General features: G+C 51.0%; 1 protein-coding gene and 1 pseudogene. Both read left to right on the top strand.

All coding sequences use genetic code 11. From position 1 onward, the window contains the following. A pseudogene (locus AC3B8H_RS20780) lies at positions 1-288 on the top strand (hypothetical protein); the annotation flags it as partial. 552 nt (positions 289-840) lie between these two features. Then, entirely contained in the window at positions 841-1,707 is an 867-nt protein-coding gene (locus AC3B8H_RS20775) for a hypothetical protein (RefSeq protein WP_168030056.1), read from the top strand. The last annotated feature ends 258 nt before the right edge of the window (positions 1,708-1,965 follow it).

Raw genomic sequence — 1,965 nt, 5'->3', positions numbered from 1 at the left:
GAAGGCTATCAGCAAGGCTGGAACGTGAATAACACGACGGCATTGACCGAAGAAGTCTGGTTTTACGTGCGTGGCGAGGAATATTCGGCGCAGTTGGATTATTTCGTCAAATGCATCGCCGAAAAACGTCCCGAAAATGTGAATTCGTTTGCCAGCGCGGCGGAAACCGACAAGGTGATCGCCATGATGATAGCGGATGCGGAAAAAGGACCGTCGGTGAAAAACGACGAAGCCTTGCCGGTTGCCGCCCCTAAAAAGGGCGGGTTGTTTTCGTTTTTGAGCAATTAACGATCGATCTTGCGTTTGTCGCCCACGAAAACTCAGTGCGACGTTGCAGGAGCGACTTCAGCCGCGATCAGGGCTGTTGCGTTAACTTAGCCGCTCCTGGTGAGCCAGCCGAACCGTTCGTGCTGAGCTGTCGAACCGTTCATGGTGAGCGAGTCGAACCATTCGTGGTGAGCCAGTCGAATCGTTCGTGGTGAGTCAGTCGAACCATTCGTGGTGAGCCAGTCGAACCGTTCGTGGTGAGTCAGCCGAACCATTCGTGGTGAGTCAGTCGAACCGTTCGTGGTGAGTCAGTCGAACCGTTCGTGGTGAGCCAGTCGAACCGTTCGTGGTGAGCCAGTCGAACCGTTCGTGGTGAGCCAGTCGAACCATGAGCGGCTTAACCAAATGGTATTGGAGCAGGGAAGGGGGTATCGAACTGTGCGTTTGTTTTCCTCGCTATACCGCTCCGTAGCGCGAGAGAAAGGTAACGCCAAGGGATTTGCCCGTTATTAACCTTTGCCGAATATTTCCCGTTTTTAACAGTTACCCCACGAAGGGGCTGGAGTACATTAGATGGACCAATTACTTTTTGGCGACAATCAATTTTTTGGCGTCAATCATATGTCGGAAGAAAAAGCGCGTGCTCAGGCCATGCGTTTTCAGGACATCGGGGCCGTGATCGAGGTTTTGGACAATGCCTACGACGAAGGTATCAAAACCTTTATGTGTACGACGCATGAACGCATTGCCTTGGTTTGCGACCACATGCGCGCTAATCCGACGCGCTACGCTGATTACAAATTTTATCCATGCATGCCCTATGCGCATAAATATGCCAATGCGATGACCGATCATGGTTTGTTGGGGGCAATCAAGCACTTCTTGCCGGAAGAAGGCTTTTTGGATTCCGCGATGCGTGGCGGCATGTCCTTGGCTAAAAAAGACATCGAAGGCATCACGACCTTACTGATAGACGCCGAAATGAAAATGTTCGCCGGCTTGCAAACACCGGTGATTTTCTTACAAAACGTCGTTGTAGACTTTTTACTGGGTCTGGGCTTTAACGAGGCTTTCCGTATTTTTGCCAATCATGTTAAGGCAAGATACGGGGCAGAGCCCGGCTTTATTACGATGAATATGCCCCGATTGTTGGATGTGTTGGAAGAATTGGGCATAGACAATCCCATCGTTTGCGCGAATATCAATAAAGTGGGATTCAGGATGTCCGGCGGCTTCGAAGCCTATGAAGCCGCCCTAAAAGAAAAGAAATTCCGCGCCATCGCAATGTCGGTATTCGCCTCCGGCGCCATACCAGCCAACGAGGCCATCGAATGGGTCTGTGCCCAGCCGAATATAGAATCGATTGTGTTTGGCGCTTCCAGTAAAGGAAATATTCGTTCGACGCGGGAATTGGTCGATCGCTATTGGCTGCGGAATTGATTTACCGTCGCGAAGTGGTAGAGTGAAGGAAAGCTAGTGGAGGGGCTTTAACAGCGATGGGAAGTAAGACGTAAGACGATTTATGCCAGGGTGCGAGAGTCCGACGAGTTACGTTAGGTGTAAGGATCAAGTCTGTAAAAAGTTGATCGACCTCATTCCGCCGCCTCCCGCACAGCATCTTTCATTTGCCAGGGGCGATGCAGTGGTTTCATTGTCGTTGGGTTGCTAATTACACCTGTGGGGACACGCTAACCTCGC

The sequence above is a fragment of the Methylomonas sp. BG-2 genome, from assembly GCF_057766305.1.
This window is presented reverse-complemented; position numbering and strand designations above follow the sequence as displayed.